At 72.5% G+C, this 23,271-nt stretch carries 17 protein-coding genes; 10 read left to right on the forward strand and 7 right to left on the reverse strand.

Going from position 1 to position 23,271, the window contains the following annotated elements; all coding sequences use genetic code 11:
• Positions 1-117: 117 nt before the first annotated feature.
• Positions 118-876 (forward strand): MerR family transcriptional regulator, encoded by a 759-nt coding sequence (locus tag EDD34_RS00305; RefSeq protein WP_123812809.1) that lies wholly within the window; start codon positions 118-120, stop codon positions 874-876.
• A gap of 58 nt (positions 877-934) precedes the next feature.
• Here EDD34_RS00305 and EDD34_RS00310 read toward each other — a convergent pair whose 3' ends face one another.
• Positions 935-2,236 (reverse strand): MFS transporter, encoded by a 1,302-nt coding sequence (locus EDD34_RS00310; protein ID WP_123812810.1) that lies wholly within the window; start codon positions 2,234-2,236, stop codon positions 935-937.
• Between the two features lie 239 nt (positions 2,237-2,475).
• Between EDD34_RS00310 and EDD34_RS21335 the strand changes: the two genes are divergently transcribed.
• The gene (locus EDD34_RS21335; RefSeq protein ID WP_281277732.1) at positions 2,476-2,598 is read left to right on the forward strand and encodes a hypothetical protein; all 123 of its coding nucleotides are present in this window, start codon (positions 2,476-2,478) and stop codon (positions 2,596-2,598) included.
• A gap of 155 nt (positions 2,599-2,753) precedes the next feature.
• Here the strand turns inward: EDD34_RS21335 and EDD34_RS00315 are convergent, their stop codons facing one another.
• Positions 2,754-3,572 (reverse strand): response regulator, encoded by an 819-nt coding sequence (locus EDD34_RS00315; RefSeq protein ID WP_123812811.1) that lies wholly within the window; start codon positions 3,570-3,572, stop codon positions 2,754-2,756.
• Between the two features lie 84 nt (positions 3,573-3,656).
• Between EDD34_RS00315 and EDD34_RS00320 the strand changes: the two genes are divergently transcribed.
• On the forward strand, positions 3,657-4,538 hold the full coding sequence (locus tag EDD34_RS00320) for an LLM class flavin-dependent oxidoreductase (protein WP_123812812.1): 882 nt from the start codon (positions 3,657-3,659) through the stop codon (positions 4,536-4,538).
• A 71-nt stretch (positions 4,539-4,609) separates the two neighbouring features.
• Positions 4,610-5,209: a pentapeptide repeat-containing protein gene (locus EDD34_RS00325; protein WP_246012116.1), complete on the forward strand. Its 600-nt coding sequence runs from the start codon at positions 4,610-4,612 to the stop codon at positions 5,207-5,209.
• Between the two features lie 43 nt (positions 5,210-5,252).
• Here EDD34_RS00325 and hutI read toward each other — a convergent pair whose 3' ends face one another.
• A complete protein-coding gene (hutI, locus tag EDD34_RS00330; RefSeq protein ID WP_123812814.1) occupies positions 5,253-6,452 on the reverse strand; it encodes an imidazolonepropionase in 1,200 nt (399 codons plus the stop codon).
• Positions 6,449-7,813, reverse strand: coding sequence for an allantoate amidohydrolase (locus EDD34_RS00335; RefSeq protein WP_246012117.1), 1,365 nt, complete (start codon positions 7,811-7,813; stop codon positions 6,449-6,451). Before EDD34_RS00335 ends, hutI begins: the two co-directional genes overlap by 4 nt.
• A gap of 344 nt (positions 7,814-8,157) precedes the next feature.
• Here EDD34_RS00335 and hutU point away from each other — a divergent pair, with 344 nt between their 5' ends.
• The 5 genes from hutU to EDD34_RS00360 all read left to right on the forward strand — a co-directional run bounded on the left by hutU (position 8,158) and on the right by EDD34_RS00360 (position 14,610).
• Entirely contained in the window at positions 8,158-9,804 is a 1,647-nt protein-coding gene (gene hutU / locus EDD34_RS00340; protein WP_123812815.1) for a urocanate hydratase, read from the forward strand.
• 54 nt (positions 9,805-9,858) lie between these two features.
• Positions 9,859-11,292, forward strand: a complete 1,434-nt coding sequence (locus EDD34_RS00345) for a formimidoylglutamate deiminase (protein ID WP_123812816.1) — start codon at positions 9,859-9,861, stop codon at positions 11,290-11,292.
• Positions 11,289-11,648 carry a hypothetical protein gene (locus EDD34_RS00350; protein WP_123812817.1) on the forward strand — a complete coding sequence of 120 codons (360 nt, stop codon included), beginning with the start codon at positions 11,289-11,291 and terminating at the stop codon, positions 11,646-11,648. Before EDD34_RS00345 ends, EDD34_RS00350 begins: the two co-directional genes overlap by 4 nt.
• Positions 11,649-11,797: 149 nt before the next feature.
• On the forward strand, positions 11,798-14,308 hold the full coding sequence (locus tag EDD34_RS00355) for an esterase-like activity of phytase family protein (RefSeq protein WP_246012118.1): 2,511 nt from the start codon (positions 11,798-11,800) through the stop codon (positions 14,306-14,308).
• A 113-nt stretch (positions 14,309-14,421) separates the two neighbouring features.
• Positions 14,422-14,610 (forward strand): PspC domain-containing protein, encoded by a 189-nt coding sequence (locus EDD34_RS00360; RefSeq protein WP_123812819.1) that lies wholly within the window; start codon positions 14,422-14,424, stop codon positions 14,608-14,610.
• A gap of 3 nt (positions 14,611-14,613) precedes the next feature.
• Here EDD34_RS00360 and EDD34_RS00365 read toward each other — a convergent pair whose 3' ends face one another.
• The 3 genes from EDD34_RS00365 to EDD34_RS00375 all read right to left on the reverse strand — a co-directional run bounded on the left by EDD34_RS00365 (position 14,614) and on the right by EDD34_RS00375 (position 21,152).
• Positions 14,614-19,305, reverse strand: coding sequence for a DUF3418 domain-containing protein (locus EDD34_RS00365; RefSeq protein ID WP_123816220.1), 4,692 nt, complete (start codon positions 19,303-19,305; stop codon positions 14,614-14,616).
• 545 nt (positions 19,306-19,850) lie between these two features.
• Positions 19,851-20,549, reverse strand: coding sequence for a GmrSD restriction endonuclease domain-containing protein (locus tag EDD34_RS00370; RefSeq protein WP_246012120.1), 699 nt, complete (start codon positions 20,547-20,549; stop codon positions 19,851-19,853).
• A 237-nt stretch (positions 20,550-20,786) separates the two neighbouring features.
• The gene (locus EDD34_RS00375; protein ID WP_123812820.1) at positions 20,787-21,152 is read right to left on the reverse strand and encodes a hypothetical protein; all 366 of its coding nucleotides are present in this window, start codon (positions 21,150-21,152) and stop codon (positions 20,787-20,789) included.
• 247 nt (positions 21,153-21,399) lie between these two features.
• Between EDD34_RS00375 and hutH the strand changes: the two genes are divergently transcribed.
• Positions 21,400-23,139 (forward strand): histidine ammonia-lyase, encoded by a 1,740-nt coding sequence (hutH, locus tag EDD34_RS00380; protein ID WP_123812821.1) that lies wholly within the window; start codon positions 21,400-21,402, stop codon positions 23,137-23,139.
• The last annotated feature ends 132 nt before the right edge of the window (positions 23,140-23,271 follow it).

Here is a 23,271-nt window from a genome sequence, read left to right on the forward strand (position 1 = left end):
TCGGGCAGGTTCTCGAGTGGGCTGCGAGTGGCGTGATGCCGCCCACGGCCGTCGTCGTCCACACGCCCGAACCCACGACTTGAACTTGACGCAACGTCAACCTCTACAGTCGCACCCATGAGCTGGTCCATCCAGGAGATCGCCCGCATCGCGGGCACCACGAGCCGCACCCTGCGGCACTACGAGCAGGTCGGGCTGCTGGAGCCCGCGGGCCGGGCGCCCGGTGGCGCGAGGCGGTACGACCAGGACGCCCTGGTCCGGCTGCAGCGCATCCTGCTGCTCCGCGACCTGGGCATGGGGCTCTCCGAGATCGGCGACGCCCTGCGCTCCGAGCCCGACGCCTCCCGCGCCCTGGCCGCGCACCGAGACCAGTTGCGGGCGGAGCGGGATCTGGTCGAGCGCCGGCTCGCCAGCCTGGACCGGACCATCGACGCGATAGAGAAAGGAGACAGCATCATGGCCGAGGACATGTTCGACGGGTTCGACCACACCCAGCACAAGGAGGAGGTCGAGAGCCGCTGGGGCAAGGAGGCGTATGCCCGGAGCGACGCCTGGTGGCGCGGCCTCGGGCCGCAGGGGCAGCAGGAGTGGAAGGCGCGGCAGGAGGCGCTCGCCCGGGAGTGGGCCGACGGCGCGTCGGCCGGCCTCGACCCCGCGGGCGACGAGGCGCAGGCCATCGCCGCCAAGCACGCCGACTGGCTCGCGGGAATCCCGGGGACCCCGGGCCACGGCACGGGTGCGCCGGCCAAGGACTACCTGGCCGGTCTTGCGGAGATGTACGTCGCTGACGAGCGCTTCGCGGCGAACTACGGCGGAGCCGAGGGCGCGGTCTTCGTCCGAGACGCTCTGACGGTGTACGCGGACCGCAACCTCTAGGTCCGACGACGAGTCGGGCGTGCCGAGCGCAACAGTCCTCGGCACGCCTGCCGCTCTTTCAGACGGAGGCCTCGACCGGTCGCGGTTCCCGCGCCCCCCGCAACCCCACCAGCGCGCCGGCCACGAGGTACACCCCCGCCAGCACGGCGAACAGCCCCGGCGACCAGCCCATGTCCGGCACCACAGCCGCCGCCAGCGCCGCCGCCCCCACGAACGCCGCGTTGTACAGCACGTCGAAGAAGGCGAAGGCCCGGCCGCGGAACTCGTCGCCGGAGTCCCGCTGAACGATCGTGTCGACGGCGATCTTCGCCCCCTGAGCCGCCATCCCCAGCAGGGCGGCCGCCGTCAGCATCAGGACCAGACCGGGCTCGGTCGGCACCAGCAGCAGCTGCGATGCCGCGGCCACCACCAGCATGGTCGCGATCCAGCTCTGCGGCGCCATCTTCCGCCCGATCCATGCCGTCACCACGATCGCGACGCCGCCGCCCACCCCGGTAGCCCCGACGACCTGCGCGAACACCGCCAGTCCCGACGTCGAGTCCGCAGGGTCCGAGAGGAGGTTCCGCGCCATCAGGATCGACGCGATGAACACGACGCCATAGCAGAACCGGTGCGTCGCCATCGCGAGCAGTGCCTGCCCCGGAGTGCGGCGAGCGGTGAGGTAGCGGGCGCCGTCGGCGAGCCCTCGCGTGACCACCACGATCTCGCGTCCCACGCCGCCCGACGCCGGTACCACCGGCCCCAGTTCCCCCCGCCCGAGCCGGAGACCCAGCAGCGACGCCCATCCCATCACGAGCGCCGCGCAGGTCAGCGCGGTCGCGTCCTGGACCCGGCCCGTCGGGGCGACCTGTCCCATGACGAACGCGCCCAGCCCGCCGAGGAAGGCGGCGCCCGCCCCGAGGGTCGGCGTCAGGGCGTTCGCGGTGAGCAGGAGTTTCTTGTCCTCGACGACGAGCGGCAGCCCTGCCGACAGCCCGGCCAGGAGGAACCTGTTCACGCTCAGTGCCGCGAGGCCGAGGGCGTAGATCCACACGGAGACGCCGTCGGTCACCATGAGGAGGGCCATGGCCGCCGTGATGACCACGCGCACGGCATTGCCGACCACGAGCACCTGCCGTCGTTGCCAGCGGTCGAGGAACACGCCGGCGAACGGTCCGACGATTGTGAACGGTGCCAGCATCACCGCGAACGCGCCCGCGATCGCCGGCGCGCTGCCCTGTGACTCCGGCGAGAAGAACAGCAGGTTCGCGAGTCCCACCTGGAACATGCCGTCTGCGGCCTGCGAGACCAGCCGTACCGCGAACAGCTTCCGGAACCCGGAGCGGGCGAGCAGCGCGCGCAACTCGCGGAAGACCGACATGGTCTGAGCCTAGACGTTGCCCGACGGCGCCCGTGGGCTGGGGGCAGGGGGCTCGGGGTCGTCGACGGCGTGCCCCGGCGTGGTCGACGTCGACCTCGCGGCAGGACTCACGGGTCGTGAACGGTAGTCCGACACCGGAGATTTTGGCGACTTACCGTGCGGTAACGGGACTTTAGGCACTCGTAACCCCGTCGTCGGGGTGCTAGCATTCCGGCGGTCCAGCCAAAGGAGGCTTGCAGATGTTTGCGCTCGACAGCATGGGTCTGATCGCAGTTGGCGTGATCGCGATCGTCATCGTCGGTGTGGCGGTCGGTGTGACCGCACTGATCACGGTCGTGTCGAAGCGGGTCCGGAAGGACTGACGCGGAGGTCCGGACGAGGCGACCCATCGAAGCGTCGCCTCGTCGGGCACTGCGAGCCGGCCGCGCCGTGCCGGCCGTGCCGGCCGCGCCGTGTGGATCGTGAGCCGCGCGGGGGAGCGACCAGATGACCGCCATGTCGGCGGCCCGGCGCGTCCTCAGCGTTCGAGCACCCCGGCCCCGCTCAGCACCTCGCGGACAGCCATCTGGGACGAGGTCACGTCCGTGACACCCGCGTCGAGCGCCGCCGCACCGTGGGCGCGCATGGTCGCCGGACTTCCGTAGATGACGAACGGGATCGACGGATCGAGTTCTCGAACCTTGCGGAGCAGGGTCAGGCCCGCGGTGGGAACCTCGGCCCCGCTCTCGCGGCGGCCCATGTCCGAGATGATCGCTTCGAAATCGCCGTACTTCAGCCGCTCCATCGCCTCGCTCGTGGAGCGCGCGAGGGTCACCGTGACGCCGTCCCGCTGCAGGCCGTCGATCATGATGGCGTTGTTCTCGGGGTGGTCGTCCACCCAGAGGATCTCCCGGGAGCTCGGCCGTGCGGCTGTGCCTCCGCCGCCGTGGACGCTCCTGCCCGACGGCGTTCCACCGGGTACCACGGGGCGATCGCCGGTGCCCGACGGCGGCCCGCCGGGCGTCACGGAACGGCTCCCCACGGGTGACGGCAGCCTCCCGGGAACTCCGGCGCCATGGTCGTCCCCGCCCGACGCCGGCCCGCCGGGCACCCCGGCGCCGGCCGACAACGCCTCGACCTGTTCCCGCAGCGACAGCACCTGGTTCTGCAGATCGACGATCATCCGGTTCTGCTGGTCGTTGAGCTGGGTGATGCTGATCCGCTGCCCACCGAGTTCGAGCTCGAGGTCGGACCTCCGCAGCAGCGCGGCGAGCGGGCGCCAGAGGAGCAGCAGCGCGGCGAGCACGAGCAGCGGCCACAACAGGGCGGCGAAGGAGGTGATCAGATCGGCGAGCATGGCCGGGAGCCTAGCCGGATATGACCGCCTTGTACGCCGAGTCGGGGAGTGACCTCCGAAGAGCCCTCTGAGTACGCTCACATGATGACGACACTGGGGTGCGCACTACTACCGACCTTCTCCCCGCGGCAGTACCTGTCGATCGCACGGGCCGCCGACGACGCCGCCCTCGCGGAGATCTGCCTCTGGGAGGACTGCTTCAGCGAAAGCGGCATCGCCGCCGCCGGCGCCGTCCTCGCGAGCACCACCGACCTGCGCGTCCAGCTCGGCGTGCTGCCGGTTCCGCTGCGCAACGTCGCGCTGACCGCGATGGAGATCGCCACGCTGGAGGGAATGTTCCCCGGGCGCCTGGAGCCGGGGATCGGGCACGGGGTGCAGAGCTGGATGGCTCAGGTCGGGGTGCGCGCCGCATCGCCGCTCACGCTGCTGCGTGAGTACGCGACCGCCCTGCGCGCCCTGCTCGCCGGGGAACGGCTCACCGTCTCGGGCCGCTACGTGTCCCTGGACGACGTCGCCCTCGACTGGCCACCTCTCACCGCCCCGCCGGTGATCAGCGCCGCCACCGGTCCCAAGACCCTGCGGCTGGTCGGTGAGGTCGCCGACGGCATCGCGCTCGACGGCGGCAACGGGCTGACCAAGCTGCGGACGGCCGTCGACACGGTTCGCGCGGCGTACGACGACGCCGGACGGACCGACCCCTTCAAGGTGGTGATCTCCGTGCCGACGGCTACCGGCCCGGGCGCGGCCGAGCGCGTCCAGGCGTGGCTGCCGAACTGGGACCTGCCCTCCGACGCGCCGGAGGAGTACTGCGTCTGGGGCGACTCCGCCGAGGAGATCGCGGACGGCCTCCGGAAGTTCGCCGATCTCGGCGCGGACACGGTCAACGTCCAGCCCCTCGAGTCGGAGCCGGATCCGGTGGCACTGGTCGGCTTCCTGGGCCGGGAGGTGCGCCCGCTGCTGGTGTAGGGCAGTGCCGGGGTGGGATGCCCAGGGTCCGCGCCGCCGCGATGTCAGTGTCTGCTCCTACAGTGACCGGTGTGAGCGCATCGGAAGCGGGCGATCGGATCGTCGACGAGGACTGGTACGCGCGGGACCTGTCGGGTACCGCATGGCGGGACGTCACCTTCGTGGACGTCGACCTCACCGAGGCGGCCGGCGTCGGCGCCACCTTCGAGGAGTGCACGTTCCGGGGTGTGAAGTTCAACGCGGCGTCGTTCACCGAGTGCGCGTTCACGGCGTGCGTCTTCGACCGCTGCAACTTCTTCGACGTCACGTTCGAGCGGTGCAAGCTGATGGGCTCCGTGTTCAGCAACTCCAAGCTGGACCTGGTCAAGGTAGAGCGCGGGAACTGGTCGTTCGTCGATCTGTCGCGCGCCGACGTCGGCTCCGCGCGGTTCGACGGCGTCCGGTTCCGCGAGGCGAACCTGCGCGAGCTCCAGGCCCGCGGGGCCGTCCTGACCGGATGCGACCTGTCGGGCGCGGACCTCGAGCTCGCGAACCTGTCCGGAGCGGCCCTGCTGGGCAGCGACCTGTCCGCCGTGGACCCGCGCACAGCCACGCTCGACGGCGCGATCGTCACGCCGGATCAGGCAACGGTGCTGGTCGAGTCCCTGGGTTTGGTGGTACGCCCGGTCTGACCGCCGGCTCCGCGGTCCGGACCCACCTCTCCGCTCTCGCCGCTCAGGCCCAGCTCCCGGCGACCATCGTCTCCGCCACCAGCGGAACCCCCGGCCGGTACGCCAGATGCAGGTACGACGGCGCGTCCAGCACCGCCAGGTCCGCTCGCGACCCGACCCCCAGCCACCCGACGTCGTCCCGGCGTAGCGCCGCCGCTCCGCCGGCCGTTGCCGCCCACAACGCCTCCGCCGGCGACATCCGCATCTCCCGCACCGCCAGGGCCAGGGCGAACGGCATGGAGGAGGAGAACCCCGACCCCGGGTTGCAGTCGGTCGCGATCGCGACGGTGACGCCCGCGTCGAGAAACCGGCGGGCGTCGGGATAGGGCTGCCGTGTGGAGAACTCGATCGACGGCAGCAGGGTCGCCACGACGCCGGAGTCCGCGAGGTTCCGCAGGTCGGCGTCGGACGCGAACGTGCAGTGGTCCGCCGAAGCCGCTCCCACCTCGCAGGCCACCTCGATCCCCGGCCCGTGGCCGAGCTGGTTCGCGTGGACGCGCGGCATCAGGCCGGCGGCTGCCCCGGCACGCAGGACCCGTCGCGCGGCGTCGGCGTCGAACGCGCCGCGCTCGCAGAACACGTCGACCCAGCGGGCGTGCGGTGCACAGGCGTCGAGCATCTCGCCGACCACCAGGTCGACGTAGGCGGCCGGATCGGTGTCCGGCGGGACGACGTGCGCGCCGAGAAACGTCGTCTCGGGCGTGAGCTCGTGCGCGATCCGTAGCGACCGCGCCTCCTGCTCGACGTCCAGCCCGTAGCCCGACTTGATCTCGACGGTGGTGGTGCCCTGCCGCCGCATCTCGGCGACGAGCCGCCGGGCGTTACCGCGCAGCTCGTCGTCCGATGCCGCGCGCGTGGCGGCCACGGTGGTGCGGATACCGCCCGCCGTGTAGGGCCGTCCGGTCATCCGCGCCTCGAACTCGACTGCCCGGTCCCCGGCGAAGACCAGGTGGGCGTGCGAGTCGACGAAGCCCGGGACGACCGCGCGGCCGCCGACGTCGCGTACCTCGTCGGCGGCGGGGGCTCCGGCCGCCGGACCGGCCCACACGACGGCCCCGTGGTCGACGACGACGGCGGCCTCGCGCACGATCCCGAGGTCACGACCTGCGCTGCTTCCTGGCGCGGACTCTCCGGGCGCCGCCGGAGCCCCGCGGTCCGGGTCGTTCGTGACCAGTTCGCCGATGCCGGTCAGGAGAACGCTCATCGCGCGGCCTCCCCGACGGAGGCCGTCGCCGGCGGCCCCGCGACCAGGTCCGCGAGCGCGTCCGCCAGGGCGTCCACTCCCGCGAGCGCATCGGCGGTGGTGATCGACTCCTCCGGCGAGTGGGAGACGCCGGTCTCGTTCCGGACGAAGAGCATCGCGGTCGGGATACCGGCCTGCTGGAGGATCCCGGCGTCGTGTCCCGCGCCGGTCGGGATGACCGGGATGCCGGCGTCGTCCGGGGCGAGGGACAGCCGGACCCTGCTCGTGAGGTCCGGGTCGAAGAGCACCTCTCCCGAGACCGACTCCGCGGTCACCTCCAGGCTCGTCCCGTCGGTCGCGGCACGGTCGCGGGCGGCACGTTCCACCTCGCCGAGCAGGTCCGCCAGCTCCTCGTCCGTCGATGCCCGGGCGTCGAGCCAGGCGCTGACCCGCGACGGGATCGCGTTGGTGCCGCCCGGACGCACGTCGAGGCGGCCGAACGTCGCCCGGCGGATCGCGTCGCCGACGCCGTCGCGTGCCCGGGCGGCGGCGTCGGCGGCGAGGGAGGTGGCCGCGTACGTCAGCATCGGGTCGTGCCGGTCGGCCATGCGGGTGGCTCCGGCGTGGTCGGCGTGTCCGCAGAAGTCGAACCGGTAGCGGCCGTGGGGCCAGATGGCGCTCGCGAGGCCGACGGGCGTGTCGTCGCGCAGCGCCAGATCGCGGCCCTGCTCGCAATGCAGTTCGACGAAGCAGGAGACGCCGTCGAGCAGGCCGCCCGCGCCGTCGTCCCCGGCGATCACGTCGCCGAGCGCGATTCCGTCACGGTCGCGCAGTTCCCGGGCGGCGGTCCAGCCGATCTGCCCGGTCGCCAGGCGCGATCCCAGGCAGGCCAGCCCGAACCGTGACCCCTCCTCCTCCACGAACACGCCGACGCCCAGCGGGACGCGGGGCGTGACGCCGCGGTCGCGCAGGACGTCGATCGCGGCGAGGGCGGAGACGACGCCGAGCGGGCCGTCGAACGCGCCACCGTCCAGCACGGAGTCCAGGTGGGATCCGGTCAGGACGGCGTTCCGCCGGGAAGGCCGCGCGTGCCCGGATTCCGGTGGCTGCCGGTCCGCCCGGTCGGCGGAGACCGGCGTCGTGCCGCCTCCGGCAGGGAAGGTCACGCCGTCCCGCATTCCGTCGTCGTCAACGGGGTCCCACCAGGCGATCGTGTTGCCGAACGCGTCGGACTCCACACCGAGGCCGCGGGATCGTGCCGCCTCCCCGAACCAGGCCGCCGCCTCGCGTTCCGCGGTGCGGAACGGCTGCCGGAAGTAGCCGCCGGTCCGGGCCGACAGCCCAAGGGGCTCCAGGTCACGCCACATCTGCTCGAAGCTCACGGACCCATTGGAACACTCGTCGTTCTGGGGCCGCGCCGGCGGGGTCACGTCACCCACCGGCGCGGCGTCGGAGACGCACCGAGGGGCACGGCACCACAGGTGGCGCGGCGCCCCTCGGGGCGTGGCCGGGGAGGCGGGGGGCTCAACCCGACCTGTCGGGGCGGCGAGACCGCGGGGCCGGTACCGGGCGGTCTCGCGCTGCCAACACCCCGAACTCAACCAGCAGGCGTGACCTGGAGAAATGGGGAGAGCTACCCATGCCCGGGCGGCCACCCGGGGGCGGACACCGGAGGATCCGCCGCGAGCCGCGACACGAGTCGCCCCAGTCCACGTAATCTCGCCCCATGGACGGAGCACGCACAGTCCGCGCAACCCGCGGCACCGAACTCACCGCCCGCAGCTGGCAGACCGAAGCTCCTCTGCGGATGCTCATGAACAACCTGGACCCCGAGGTCGCGGAACGGCCCGACGACCTCGTCGTCTACGGCGGCACCGGCCGCGCCGCCCGCTCGTGGCCGGCCTACGACGCCATCGTCCGCACCCTCACCGACCTGCGCGAGGACGAGACTCTCCTGGTCCAGTCCGGCAAGCCGGTCGGCGTGCTGACCACGCACGAGTGGGCGCCCCGGGTGCTCATCGCGAACTCGAACCTGGTGGGGGACTGGGCGACGTGGCCCGAGTTCCGCCGCCTCGAACAGCTCGGCCTCACCATGTACGGGCAGATGACGGCCGGGTCCTGGATCTACATCGGCACCCAGGGGATCGTCCAGGGCACGTACGAGACCTTCGCCGCCGTCGCCGAGAAGAAGTTCGGCGGCACCCTCGCCGGAACCCTCACCCTCACCGCCGGCTGCGGCGGCATGGGCGGCGCCCAGCCGCTCGCCGTCACGCTCAACGGCGGCGTGTGCCTGATCGTCGACGTCGACCCGGCCCGCCTCGCCCGGCGCGCCCGCCACCGCTACCTCGACGAGGTTGCCGACTCCGTGGACGACGGCGTCGCCCGGGCGCTCGCGGCCAAGGCCGACGGGCGTTCCTACTCGGTGGGCGTGGTCGGCAACGCCGCCGAGGTGTTCCCGGACCTGCTGGCCAGGGGCGTCGACATCGACATCGTCACCGACCAGACCTCGGCGCACGACCCGTTGTCCTACCTGCCGGCCGGGGTGGCCCTGGAGGACTGGGCCGCGGAGGCCGGTAAGGACCCGGCAGGGTTCACCGACCGCGCCCGCGAGTCGATGGCGCGGCACGTCGAGGCGATGGTCGGCTTCCAGGACGCCGGCGCCGAGGTGTTCGACTACGGCAACTCCATCCGTGACGAGGCCCGCCAGGGCGGCTACTCCCGCGCGTTCGACTTCCCGGGCTTCGTGCCCGCGTACATCCGGCCGTTGTTCTGCGAGGGCAAGGGCCCGTTCCGCTGGGCGGCACTGTCCGGGGACCCGAAAGACATCGCCGCGACCGACCGTGCCATCCTCGACCTCTTCCCCGACCACGACCGCCTCCACCGCTGGATCCGCGGCGCGCAGGAGAGGATCGCGTTCCAGGGCCTGCCCGCCCGGATCTGCTGGCTCGGCTACGGCGAGCGTGACAAGGCGGGTCTCGCGTTCAACGAACTGGTCGCGTCCGGCGAGATCAGCGCCCCGCTCGCGATCGGGCGGGACCATCTGGACGCCGGGTCGGTCGCCTCGCCCTACCGGGAGACCGAGGGCATGGCCGACGGTTCCGACGCCATCGCCGACTGGCCTCTTCTCAACGCGCTGACCGCCGCGTCGTCGGGCGCCACGTGGGTGTCCCTGCACCACGGCGGCGGTGTCGGCATGGGCCGGTCCATCCACGCGGGCCAGGTCTCGGTCGCCGACGGCACCCCGCTCGCGGCCCAGAAGCTGGAGCGTGTCCTGACGAACGACCCGGCCATGGGCGTGCTCCGGCACGTCGACGCCGGGTACGACCGCGCCACGGAGGTGGCGGAAGCCCGCGGCGTCCGGGTCCCGCGATGACCGCGGCCCACCGGTCCGTCACCGGGGACGTCGCTGCGGCTGGTGCGGTGGAGCATGAGTAGCTGGTGGTGCGACTGGGCGTGGGTGGGCGGGCGGCAGGCCGTCGCCGGTGTGCTGATCCGTGCCGCAGGCGGCCGCGTGACCGAGGTGACCCCCGGAGTGCAACGCCCCGCCGACACGACGCGCCTGCCCGGCCTCACCCTTCCCGCCTTCGCCAACGCCCACTCGCACGCGTTCCACCGGGTCCTGCGGGGCAGGACGCACGGCCTGTCCGACGACGCCGGTCGTGGCGGGCCTGGTCACCCGGGCGGGGCGGGACGTCCGGCAGCCGGTGCCGGGTCCTTCTGGACCTGGCGCGAGCAGATGTACCGCGCCGCCGAGCGCCTCGACCCGGACTCGTACCACCGGCTGGCGCGGGCCGTCTTCGCGGAGATGGTGCTGGCGGGGTACGGCGTCGTCGGCGAGTTCCACTACCTGCATCACGCGGCCGGGGGCCGGCCGTACGCGGACCCCAACGCCATGGGCGAGGCCCTGATCGCCGCCGCCGACGACGCCGGGATCCGGCTCACCCTGCTCGACACCTGTTATCTGACGGCGGGAGTCGACGGCGAACCGCTCTCCGGCGTCCAGCAGCGCTTCGGCGACGCCGGCGCGGAGGGGTGGGCGTCCCGGGTCGAAGCCCTGGCGGCATCCCGGTCCGGTGGCGCGGTACGGGTGGGTGCCGCCGTGCACTCGGTGCGGGCCGTACCACCCGACGGCATCGGCACGGTGGCCGCCTGGGCGGAGCGGCACGACGCGCCGTTGCACGTCCACCTGTCCGAGCAGCCCCAGGAGAACGCGGACTGCCTCGCCGTTCACGGGTGCACGCCGACGGCGTTGCTCGGTGCCCAAGGCGCACTCGGGCCGCGCACCACGGTGGTCCACGCCACGCATCTGACGGCCGACGACGTCGGGCGCCTGGCGCGGTCCTCCGCTCGCGCGTGCGTCACCCGCACCACCGAACGCGACCTGGCGGACGGGGCGCCGACGCTCGGCGAGCTGGTCGGAGCGGGGGTCCCGCTGACGATCGGGTCGGACAGCAACGCGATCGTCGATCCCTTCGACGAGGTGCGTGGGCTGGAGCTGGACGAGCGGGTCCGGACCCTCGCCCGGGGACACCTGTCGGCACCGACGCTCCTGCGGGCGGGAACCCGCGAGGGCTACGCCTCGCTCGGCTGGTCCGGTCCGCGCGAGGGAGACGGCGGGATCGGCGTCGGGGACCTGGCCGACTTCACGGTGATCTCGCTCGACTCGGTCCGCATGGCCGGATGGACGCGTCCGACACTTCTCGACCACACCGTCTTCGCCGCGGCGGCCGCCGACGTCACCGACACGATCGTGGGCGGTCGGCACGTGGTCCGCGACGGTGTGCACCAGGCCATCCCGGACACGGCAGCCGAACTCAGACGATCGATCGACGCTGTCGCGGCAGGGACGGGTGAACCATGACCGAGCCGGTCGCGCAGGAACGAGTGCCACGCGGCGGACTTCTCCGGCGAGGAGTCGTCCTGGTGTGGCGGGTCCTTGCGGCGACCGTGTTCATCACCTCGTCCTTGCTGACCATGGCCGGGATACTGCTGACGATCGTCGGTGTCGTCATGGGCTTCACCGAGGGTGCGTGGACCACGGCGGCGGTCCTGGCCGTATCGACCGTGTGCGTGTGGCTCCTGGCGTGGGCGTCCTACCGGTGCACCGGTCCCCGGTTCCGCCGTGAGATCCGTGGGCCGGGCGACGTGCTGGAGCTGCTCGAGGTCGTCGCCCTGCCGTTCCGGATCCTTGGTGTGGTCGCGCGTCTGTTCGACTGAGTCCAGGCCGTCCGCGGACCTCCACGTCCATGGGCGCGCCGGCACCGTCCCGAACCCACGGGGCCGTTCCGGAGCCAGTTCATCCGAGCGACACCCCCCGGAAACCCCGAGGCGGCCCGGCAGCCACCCGCCGCCAGCAGCCTGAACTCGTGCCTACCCAGAAACTCCACACGCGACGCACCGCGGCGTTCATCGCCTCCGGTGCCACCCTCGCGCTCAGCCTGACGGCGCTGATCCCCGCGTCCGCCGCCGTCCTCGGGCCCGACACGCCCGCCCCTCACCACGTCTCCACCCACACCTCCGCCTTCGGCCCCGCCACGTTCGGCCCCGCCAAGGGCAAGGGGTTCCATCGCCTCGCCACCTACCCGGTCTTCCAGAACCTGCCGGCCGGCGTCGACCCGGCCGAGGAGACCGTCGCCGAGATCTCGGACGTCAGCGAGGACGGCCGCACGGTGATCTACACCGACGCGGCCGGCCGCCGCATCGGCTTCCTCGACATCTCCGACCCGGCGAACCCTCGCGGCCTCGGCTCGCTGAGCCTCGCCGAACTCGGCGACGCGGAGGACGAGCCGACGTCGGTGGCCGTCGTGGGCGACCACGTCCTCGTCGTCGTCAACACCTCGGAGAGCTACACGAACCCGAGCGGGCGGCTGGACGTCGTCGACCTGGCGACGCGCACCAAGGTCCGCTCGATCGACCTGGGCGGCCAGCCCGACTCCATCGCGATCACGCCCGGCGGCGCGCACGCCGTCGTCGCCATCGAGAACGAGCGCGACGAGGACGTTCCCGCCGACAACGCCCCGGACGGCGACGAGGGCGACCTGCCGCAGGCTCCGGCCGGGTTCGTGCAGATCGTCGACCTCCCCGGCGCCGACCCGGCCGGCTGGTCCGCGCGGCCCGTCCCGCTCACCGCGGCCGACGGAACCGCCCTCCCCGTCCTCGCCGACGCCGGGGTGGACACGCCCGAGGACCCCGAGCCGGAGTACGTGTCGATCAACCCGGCCGGCACGACAGCCGCCGTCTCCCTGCAGGAGAACAACGCCATCGTGCTGATCGACGTCGCCTCGGGAGAGGTGACGTCGGCGTTCTCGGCGGGCGAGCAGGCGCTGACCGGCGTCGACACGATCGAGGACGACGCGATCGACCTCACCGGAACGCTCGACGCGGCCCCCCGCGAGCCCGACGCGATCGCCTGGATCGACGACACCCACCTCGCCACCGCGAACGAGGGCGACTGGAAGGGTGGCACCCGCGGCTGGTCCGTCTTCGACGCCACGACCGGCGAGGTCGCCTGGGACGCCGGGAACACCCTGGAGCACCTGGCGGCGCGCGTCGGCCTGCACAACGACGGCCGCACCGAGAACAAGGGCGTCGAGATCGAGGGGATCGCCGTCGGCGAACTCGACGGCGTGAGGTACGCGTTCGTCGGGTCGGAACGGTCGAACTTCGTGGCCGTCTACGACGTGACCGACGCCGACACGCCGCGATTCACGCAGGTGCTCGCCACGACGAACGGCCCCGAGGGCCTGCTCCCGGTGCCGCGGCGGAACCTGCTGGTCGTGTCGTCCGAGGAGGACGCCGCCGAGGACGGCGTCCGCTCCGCCGTCACGGTGTTCGGGGCGGGCAGGCGGTACAGCCGGGACGCGGGAACGCCCGCGTTCCCGTCCGTCGTGTCTGCCGACGCCGCACGCACGGCCGGGGCGTACACGACGGGGCCCGACGGCGAGCGGCAGGTCACCGCGGGCACGCCGATCGGCTGGACGGCGCTCGGCGCGCTCTCGGCCGACCCGGAGGACCGTCGGCGTCTGTACACCGCGAGCGACTCCGCGAAGACGCCGACCTCGATCTACTCCCTGCGGCTGGACGGCGACCGTGGCCGTCACGGGCGCGGACCGGCGTCGTCGGACCCGGCGGTGATCGACCGCGAGGTCACGGTGACCGAGCACGGCGCGCCCGTCGGCCTCGACGTCGAGGGCCTGTGGGCCCGGACCGGTCGGGGCGGCGGGTTCTGGATCGCCTCCGAGGGCAGGACCGGCGCGCAGAACGCGTTGGTCCGGGTCTCGGCGGACGGCGAGGTGCGGGAGCGGGTCGCGCTGCCGGACGACGTCGTCGCCGGTCTCGGGAAGTGGGGCATCGAAGGGGTCACCGGGGTGACCGACCGCCATGGCGAGCACCTCTTCGTGGCGTTGCAGCGCGGACTGTCCACCGACGAGGGCGGTCTCGGCGGCTTCGCGCGGATCGGCCGGTACGACGTCGCGACCGGCGACTGGACCTGGTTCGGCTACCCGCTGGAGGCACCGTCCGGTGACGGCGACTGGGTCGGCCTCTCCGAGGTGACCGTCGTCGACCGCGACACGCTCGCCGTGATCGAGCGGGACAAGCTCAACGGGCCGGACGCCGCGCTCAAGGCCGTGTACACGGTGGACCTGCCGCACCGTGACCCGCGTCCCGGCGAGGTCGCGATGCTGGACAAGGAGCTCGCGATCGACGTCCTGCCCGCGCTGCGGGCCACGAACGGCTGGACCCAGGAGAAGCTCGAAGGCCTCACGATCGGCGGCGACGGCCGCGTCTATGCCGTGACGGACAACGATGCCCTTGACGACGCCACGGGTGAGACCGTGTTCCTCGACCTGGGGAAGGCGCGGCACCTCTTCCGCTGAGCAGGTGCCGGAACCCGCGCGGTCGAAACGCGCGGGTTCCGGCACGCTGAATCAGGGGCGAATCGGGGGAGAACCCGATGCCGCCGTCGGCCCGCGCACCGTAGCGTGAAGGCATGACCACGAAGACACTTTCCCGTCCCCGTCAGGGCCGCATGATCGCCGGGGTGTGCGCGGGCATCGCCAGGCGCTTCGGGTGGAACGTCACCCTGCTGCGCGTGCTGGTCGTCGCCTCCATCCTGCTTCCCGGCCCGCAGGTCCTGGCCTACATCGTCTTCTGGATCCTCATGCCCAACGACGACTGATCGTCACCACCCGGCCGGGGTGAGGACCTTCCGGATCCGCTTCTCGCTGACGGGGCCGTCCGTGCCGAGCTGCTGGGCGAACAGGCTGACCCGGAACTCCTCCAGCATCCACCGGACCTCCGCGAGTTCCGCGGCGCGCACCGCGTCGGGGGTTCCGGTCGCGTACGCCGCGCGGGCCTTCTCCCACGCCTGCGTGACGTCACCGACGCGCCAGACGAGGTCGGCGTCCCGGCCGGGGTTCTCGCTCGCCTTCGCCAGCCGGTGCGACGCCGCACGCAGATATCGCACCAGGTGCGGCAGCCTCCGCGGAGGTGTCGCGGACACGAAACCGTCGTGGATCAGCCCGGCGGCGTGGTCGCGCAGGTCCTGGAGCACCTGCAGCAGGGCGAGGCTGGACTGGCCCCGGATCTCCCCCTCCAGCGACCGGTACGCGGACAGCGCCGCCACCACGTGCCCGACCACGCGGTGCACCTCGTCCTCCAGGTGTTGTCGCACGTGGTCGCGGGCCGCGGCGAAGTCGGCCTCGGTCCGGATCGTCGCGGCATCCGGGCCGCCCGCCGGAGTGTCGTACCGCCGTTCGGCGTCCGGAACCGTCAGGCCTCTGACGGCGGCCAGTTGCAGGTCCGTGACCAGCGCGTCCGTCGTCGGGTAAGGGCTGGAGGCCATCGTGAGCGACTGGGTTCCGGACCAGCGCGACGTGATCCGCGGCGTCGGAAGCGCCGTCTCCTGCAGCAGCAGTCGCCGGACTCCGGCGGCGTGCGCCGCGTTCCGCGCGGACTCGTCGGCCAGGATCCGCAACGCGACGACGGCCGCCCGTGGCTTCCCCTTCACCTTCGGCCCGCGCTCCTCGACGAGCGCGGGATACCCGTGCACGACGACGCCTCCGCCGACGTCGGTGGACATGACCTCGGGCAACACCCCGCCGTCGAGCCCGTCCGGCCAGCCGGTGAGGTTGTCCCGCTCGGCGACCACCCCGACGCCGGCCGGTGGGTCGTGGGGGCGGTGGGCGGCCGAGGGCCGGGCGGTCCCGCCGGGTGCACGCGCCGGGGCCGGCGCGGCGGGACCGGCCGGCCGGGTATCCGTCGCCTGAGCCCGCGCCGCCGCGAGGGCCTGACCGACGGCCCCCTTGACCGCCGAGCGCACCGCTGACTCCGCCTGCTTCGCGAGCTTGCGCTGCAGCAGAAGCAGGTCCTTGGACTCGTCGAGCACGACACCTTCTGCGCCGGCCTTCCGGCGCGGCTCGAACACGCGGAACGTCATGCGCAGGTGATCCGGCAGGCGCTCGACGCGCTCCGGAGTCCAGGCGTCGTCCGGGATGACCACCCCGCGAACGGTCCGGACGGCGCGTGAGAAGGCCGCGGTGAACCGTTCGGCCATGTCGCCCGCGCGGGCCATGTCTTCCCAGGCCGGGCACTCCGCGCGCAGCCACGCCGCGATCTCGCGTGCACAGTCGGGGGCGGGCACCAGATCCCGCCGTATGGGCTTCGGCAGCGACTTGATCGTCGCGACGCAGAGTTCCTCCAGGAGCCCGGGCACCATCCAGTCGAACCCGTCGGGCGCGACGCGCGGCAGCACCGACACGGGGATGTGCACCGTGACGCCGTCGGCCCCGGAGCCCGGCGCGAACTGGTAGGTGAGCGGCAGCGACAGGTCGCCCTGCGGCCAGACCTCCGGGAACGCGCCCGTGTCCACGGACGCGTCCCCGACCAGCAGGTCCATCGTGAAGGTCAGCAGGTCGGGCTGGTCGCGCCGGGTCTTGTTCCACCACTTGTCGAAGTGCGCCGCCGACACCACGTGCTCCGGCACGCGCTCGTCGTAGAAGGCGAAGAGATCGTCCTCCGACGCGACGATCCCGCGCTGCCGGGTCCGCGCCTCCAGCTCGCCCGCCTCGTCCAGGAGGCGGCGGTTCTCCGCGAAGAAGGTGTGGTGCGTGGTCCATCCGCCCTCGACCAGCGCGTGCCGCAGGAACATCTCCCGGGCCACCTCGGGATCGACGTGCGAGTACAGCACCTTGCGGTCCGCGACGATCGGCACGCCGTACAGCAGGACCTTCTCGGTGCACATCGCCGCGCCGCGCTTGGTGGACCAGTGCGGCTCGGAGTAGTTGCGGCGCGCGAGGGGCCCCGCCAGTTCCTCGGCCCACTCGGGCTTGATCCGCGCGACGTCGCGCGCCCACAGCCGCGACGTCTCCACCAGCTCGCCCGCCATGATCCACGCCGGCGGCTTCTTGCTCAGCGGCGACCCGGGGAAGATCGCGAACCGCGCCCCCCGCGCGCCCACGTACTCGTTCCGCGCCTGCTTCGACGCCCGCCGCAGCGCCCGCTCGCGCGCCTCACCCCGCAGGTGCGCGACGGCGCTCGCCTTCACCTCACCCGTGTCCTGCATCCCGATGTGCGAGAGCAGCCCGGCGAGCAACGCCCGGTGAATCGTGTCGCCGTCCCACTGGTGGACGATCTCGTCGTGGTCCCTGCGCGCCGGCTTGTACGCCATGTCGATGCCGAGCGGCTTCGACATCTCGCGCAGCTGCGCCACGACGTCCTGCCACTCGCGGATCCGGAGGAAGTTCAGGTACTCCGCCTTGCACAGCCTCCGGAACGCGGAGCCCGACAGCTCGTGCTGCTGCTCGCGCACGTACTCCCAGAGGTTCAGGTAGGTCAGGAAGTCCGACGACGGGTCCCGGAACCGCGCGTGGTACTGGTCGGCCTGCTCCCGCTCCTCGGCGGGGCGCTCGCGCGGATCCTGGATGGACAGCGCGGCCGCGACGATCGCGACCTCCCGTGCCACGCCGAGCTTGTCGCCCTCGACGACCATGCGCGCCAGTCGCGGGTCCATCGGGAGCTGGGCGAGCATGCGGCCCACTCGGGTGAGGCGCGTCCGGGGCGTGCCGGCTCGATCGTCGCCCTCGGACGAGTCGCCCGCCCGCGCGCGCCCGCCGTCCGGCGTCGTCTCCAGTGCCCCCAGTTCCGTGAGGAGCTGGACGCCGTCGCGGACGGCGCGCGTGTCCGGGGGTTCGACGAACGGGAAGCGGGCGACGTCGCCGGGCGCCTCGGCGACCCCCACCGACACCATCTGGAGCAGCACGCTCGCCAGTGACGTGCGCAGGATCTCGGGTTCGGTGAACTCGGGACGGCTGTCGAAGTCGTCCTCGGAGTAGAGCCGGATCGCGATGCCGTCCGCGACGCGACCGCAGCGCCCGGCGCGCTGGTTGGCGCTCGCCTGCGACACCGGCTCGATCGGCAGCCGCTGCACCTTGGTCTGCTTGGACCAGCGGCTGATGCGCGCCGTCCCGGGGTCGACGACGTACCGGATGCCCGGCACGGTCAGGGAGGTCTCCGCCACGTTGGTCGCCAGCACGATCCGCCGGTGCGAGTGCGACTGGAACACCCGGTGCTGCTCGGCACTGCTCAGCCGTGCGTACAGCGGAAGGATCTCCGTGTACTGCGGGTGTCGCGGGTCGGTGGCGCGTTCGCGCAGGTGCCCCGCCAGGCCGTCGGAGGTGTCGTGGATCTCGCGCTCGCCGGAGAGGAACACGAGGATGTCGCCCGGACCCTCGCGCATCAGCTCGTCGCAGGCCTCGATGATTCCGGTGACGAGGTCCTTCTCCTCCTTCCGGGCGGTGCCGCCGCGCTCCGACGCTCTCGCCCCCCGTCCCGTGGCTCGTGCGCTTCCCGTGCCCGACGGCGGCCTCCGGTTGCCCCGGGCGGGTCCGGCGCCCTGGGCGTGGGGCGCGTCGTGGCCGTCGTCGGCCTCGGACGCCTCGCCACGCCGGTCCTCCGGGACGAGCGGCCGGTACCGCACCTCGACCGGGTAGGTGCGTCCCGACACCTCGACGACGGGCGCCTGGTCGGGCAGGACGTCGACGACGACGGCGGGCGCGCCCCCGCGCTCGGCCAGCGCGGCGGGGGAGAAGTGGCGGGCGAACCGCTCGGAGTCGATCGTCGCGGACGTGATGATGAGCTTCAGGTCCGGCCGCCGGGGGAGCAGCCGGGCGAGGTACCCGAGCAGGAAGTCGATGTTGAGGGACCGCTCGTGGGCCTCGTCGACGACGATCGTGTCGTACGCGAGCAGCTGCGGGTCGCGCTGGATCTGGGCGAGGAGGATCCCGTCGGTCATGACCTTGACGAGGGTCTCGTCCGTCGACCTGTCCGTGAATCGCACCTGGTAGCCCACGGTGTCGCCGAGATCCGTGCCCAGCTCCTCCGCGATGCGCTCGGCGACGCTGCGGGCCGCGATCCGGCGGGGCTGCGTGTGCCCGACCTGGCCGGTGCGGCCGCGACCGAGGTCGAGCAGGATCTTGGGCAGCTGCGTGGTCTTGCCGGAACCGGTCTCGCCGGCGACCACCACGACCTGGTTCTCCGCGATGGCGCGGGCGATGTCGTCGCGCCGCGCCGACACGGGAAGCTGTTCGGGGTAGACGATCGGGGGGACCACGACGGCCGTGCGCTTCGCGGCCGCCCGGTCCAGTTCCGCCTGGGTGATCCGCTGGGTCCGCGCCTGCGGGGAGCGCCCTCGACGTCCGCCGCGCCGCTGCCCGCCACGTCCGGCGGACGAGCGATCGGCGCGGTTCCCGCCGGGCTGGTGGCCGCCGGGCTGCTGGCCGCCGGACTGGTTGCCGCTGGATCGGTCCTGGCCGGATCCGGGGCCGGTGAGAGGAGCGGCGTCGTCGCCAGACCGCACCGATCCGCCGTCGGACATGCTGGTGGGGGATGACTCGCTGCTCACGACCCACCATTCTCGCAGCATCCGCAAGCTCATTACGGCCCGCGCGCACCGACCTGGTCACCCGCCCCCGCGTGGCGCCACCTCGCCCCCCTCCAAACCACACCCACCGCCCCCGAACCGCACGACGACCCCGCCACCCATCCCCGAACCGCAGGATGTCCCCGTCACCCGCCGTCGAACCGCAGGATGTCCCCGTCACCCGCCGTCGAACCGCAGGATGTCCCCGTCACCCGCCGTCGAACCGCAGGATGTCCCCGTCACCCGCCCCCGAACCGCAGGACATCCCCGTCACCCATCCCCGAACCGCAGGATGTCCCCGCCACCCGCCGTCGAACCGCAGGTTGAATCGTGGCAACGCCCGGTTGGCACGATTCAACCTGCGGTTCGGCATCCTTGAGAGGGATCGACTGGGGATTGGGGGCGGGGGTCGGAGGTCTCGGGTCTGGGGGGGGAGTCGGGGTTCTTCTGTGGTTTGAGGTCGATGGGCGACGTTGCCGCCGGCCGGTCGGCGGCCCGGTTCAGTACGAGCAGTAGTTGAGGTAGGTCTGGGCGGCCGACTTCTCCGCCGGGTCCATCGACAGGCCCCAGCGGTACTTGGTGTGGATCACCATCTTCGCGAAGGCGCACCGCTTGCTGGACAGCGGCGGTACCCACTCCGCGATGTCCTTGTCGCTCTTGGACGAGTTGACCTCGGTGGTGACGGCGATGAGCTGCGGGCCGTCGAGGTCGTTGGCGAACGCCTGACGGCGGCTCGTGGTCCACGAGCTCGCGCCGGAGTCCCAGGCCTCGGCGAGGGCGACGACGTGGTCGATGGAGATCTGCGACGGGACGGTGCGGGTCTGGCCGTCGAACTGGCTGTACCAGCTACCGGAGTCCGGGTAGCAGTCGGCACCGACGACGACGTTGCTGCCGTCCCGCTTCAGCACGGCCTCGCGGGTGTTGCAGTTGTTGCCCTGGTTGCTCCAGTGCGGGAACAGGCTGCGGCTGTACCCGGTGCGCGGGCCCTCGGCCCGGACCGTGATGGCGTTCAGCTCCGACTGGGCCTGAGACTTCGACGGCATGTCGGGCGGGTAGGCGTGGGCGCCGCTCGGCAGTGCGAGCGACGCGAGAACCAGGAGGGCGGTGAGAGCCGCGACCAGCGCGACCCGGAGCTGAGTCCTGGCGTGGGGGTTCCAGGCGTTCGTGGACGACGACGGAGCGAGCTGGGCCTGCATCATTGAGGGTTCCCTTCCGAGAACTGTGCCGGTGCTTTGCCAATCCTCGATGCTTCTCCACGTGTATGTCGCCGACGTGACGTTAGGGTGAAAAATGCGGATATTTTGGGCGTGCCGGGCTCGCCGCCGCAGCCGCCACGACGCTCCGGTCGGCGGAGGTGCTCCGGCGACCGTGATCTCGTGCTCGGTGGAGGCGGGTCAGGGCGCCACGGGTGGAAGGTCGTGGCGCCCCAGGGTCGTTCACATGCCGGAACGGCCGGCCTCGACTCCCAGCCAGAAGCCGAGGCCCACCAGCAGCAGGGCGCCGACCGTCGACAGGATCGACAGCACGAGGCCCCACTTGGCGAGGAAGAGGTCGAAGCCCTCCTTGCCGGCCTTCACGACGGCGATGGCGTTCACGATCACGCCGACGAGCGGAATGTAGGCGAGGAAGAAGCCCACCAGGCTGAAGACGACCGTCTGCGGGTCCTCCTCCTCGACGGCGTCGACCGTGGCGACCTCGCTCTGGGTCGCTTCGGTGACGGCGTCCGCGAGCGTCTCGGCGACCTCGTCGGACTTGCTCTCGGTGGTCTCGGCGGTGTTGGTCTCGGTCTCAGGGGAGGTCATGCGCAAGTGCTCCTCGAACGGGGACCTCAAGGGGCCCTCTGGGTTGATAGCTAGGACCGTTGTGTCCCATCGGTCGGCCATATTGTGATGTATCAGGTATAGGCAGCGCCAGGTGAGCATCCTCCGCCGTGGCGGGCACCGCCGCGTCCGCCGGGCCGGAACGCCCGCACGGTGGTGCCCTCGAACGGCAGCGTGGCGGGAGCAGCGGCGGATCGGCGGCGGGTCGGATCCGGGGCACACTGGCACCATGACCACGTCACACGCATCGGCCCGCCCGGCGATCCCGGGTGCCGCGCCGGCGACCGCTTCTACCGTCGACCTGACCGGAGACCCGCTCACCGCCGAGCAGGTGGTCGCCGTCGCCCGCCACGGAGCGCGCGTCTTCGTCACCGACGCCGCGCGCACTCGTATGGCCGCGAGCCGGCGAATCATCGACGACCTCGCGCACGACCCCCGGCCGCACTACGGGGTGTCCACCGGGTTCGGCGCCCTGGCCCGCACCCACATCCCGGCCGACCGCCGTACCGACCTGCAGCGCAGCCTCGTGCGCTCGCATGCCGCCGGAACCGGGCCGGAGGTGGAGACGGAGGTGGTCCGCGCCCTCCAGCTGCTTCGCCTGAACACTCTGGCCACCGGCCGGACGGGCGTGCGGCCCGGGACGGCACAGGTCTACGCCGACATGCTGAACGCCGGGATCACGCCGGTCGTCCGCGAGTTCGGCTCCCTCGGCTGCTCCGGCGATCTGGCCCCCCTGAGCCACGTCGCCCTCGCCGCCATGGGCGAGGGTGAGGTCCGGGTCGGGCTTCCCCCGACCGCCGTCGCGCCCGGAACGGTTCCGGACGCGCCGCTCCGGCCCGCCACCGAGGCCCTGGCCGAGGCGGGCATCACGCCCGTCGTCCTCGCCGAGAAGGAAGGCCTTGCCCTCATCAACGGCACGGACGGGATGCTCGGCATGCTCGTTCTCGCCCTGCACGATCTGCGTGACCTCCTCGCCACGGCCGACGCCGCGGCCGCGCTCAGCGTCGAGGCGCTCCTCGGCAGCGACGCCCCGTTCGCCGAGGACCTGGTGGCGCTCCGGCCCCACCCGGGACAGGCGGCGTCGGCCGCGAACCTCCGCGCCCTGCTCGCCGACAGCGGCATCATGGCCAGCCACCGCGACACCGACGAGGACGGTTCCCCCGTCTGCACCCGTGTGCAGGACGCCTACTCGCTGCGCTGCGCCCCGCAGGTGCACGGAGCGGCGCGGGACACGCTGGACCACGCGGCGGCGGTCGCGGACCGCGAGCTCGCCGCGGCCATCGACAACCCGGTGGTCACGCCGGACGGCCGGGTGGAGTCGTGCGGGAACTTCCACGGCGCTCCGATCGGGTACGTGCTCGACTTCGTCGCCGTCGCCGTGGCGGACGTCGCCGGCATCTCGGAACGTCGCACCGACCGGCACCTGGACAAGCATCGCAACGACGGCCTGCCGCCGTTTCTCGCGCACGAGGCCGGCGTCGACTCCGGACTGATGATCGCGCAGTACACGGCTGCCGGGATCGTCAGCGAACTGAAGCGGCTGGCGGTGCCCGCCAGCGTCGACTCCATCCCTAGCTCGGCCATGCAGGAGGATCACGTCTCCATGGGTTGGGCCGCGGCCCGCAAGCTGCGCAAGGCGGTCGACGGGCTCGGCCGGGTGCTCGCGATCGAGGTGCTGACCGCCTGCCGTGCGCTCGACCTGCGACTCGTCGAACGGGCCGAGGGCGAGCGCGAGCGACGGACCGATGACTCCGTGCCGCCGGTCTCCTCGTCTCCCGGTCCGGCGTCGCCGTGGGGTCCGGAGCGGATCGCGCCGGGCACGCGTGCGGTGTACGACGTCGTCCGTGGCGCGGTGGGCGGTCCTGGCGCGGACCGTGTCCTGGCGCCCGAGATCGACACGGTGACGGGCCTGGTCACGGCAGGAACTCTCGTGCGTGCTGCCGGAGCCGCCGTCGGACCCTTGCGCTGACGTGCTCCGGGGGCAACGGTCGTTGCCCGGCCCGTCGATGTCTTGATCGCCGCGGGAGTCGATGACACGATCAATGGCAGGGCGAGTGCCGAGGGCGTTCGACCCGGCGTGGACGCAGTGTCGGCTCGGTGC

It is taken from the genome of Myceligenerans xiligouense, assembly GCF_003814695.1.
Taxonomy (GTDB): domain Bacteria; phylum Actinomycetota; class Actinomycetes; order Actinomycetales; family Cellulomonadaceae; genus Myceligenerans; species Myceligenerans xiligouense.